Below are 230 nucleotides of genomic sequence, written 5' to 3'. Positions count from 1 at the left end.
AGGGCGATTTTCGTTCCAATTTGCATCGTGGCGGCGCGGCAAGCGTCGCCAGTATCACACCACAGGAGCGTGAAATCGCGATAAAAGCCGCGCGAACGATGGCGCTGGACGTTGCTGGTGTGGATATTCTGCGTGCTAATCGCGGGCCGTTGGTGATGGAGGTGAATGCGTCGCCGGGGCTGGAAGGAATAGAAAAAACCACCGGTATCGACATCGCGGGTAAAATGATC

At 56.5% G+C, this 230-nt stretch carries 1 pseudogene; it reads left to right on the top strand.

Going from position 1 to position 230, the window contains the following annotated elements:
- Positions 1–230, top strand: a pseudogene (locus tag SB765_RS34460) (30S ribosomal protein S6--L-glutamate ligase); the annotation flags it as partial.

This window comes from Pseudomonas sp. SIMBA_067 (assembly GCF_046534675.1).
Classification (GTDB): Bacteria; Pseudomonadota; Gammaproteobacteria; order Pseudomonadales; family Pseudomonadaceae; genus Aquipseudomonas; species Aquipseudomonas putida.
The sequence above is the reverse complement of the archived record's forward strand: the minus strand, read 5'-3'. Positions and strand labels throughout refer to the sequence as shown.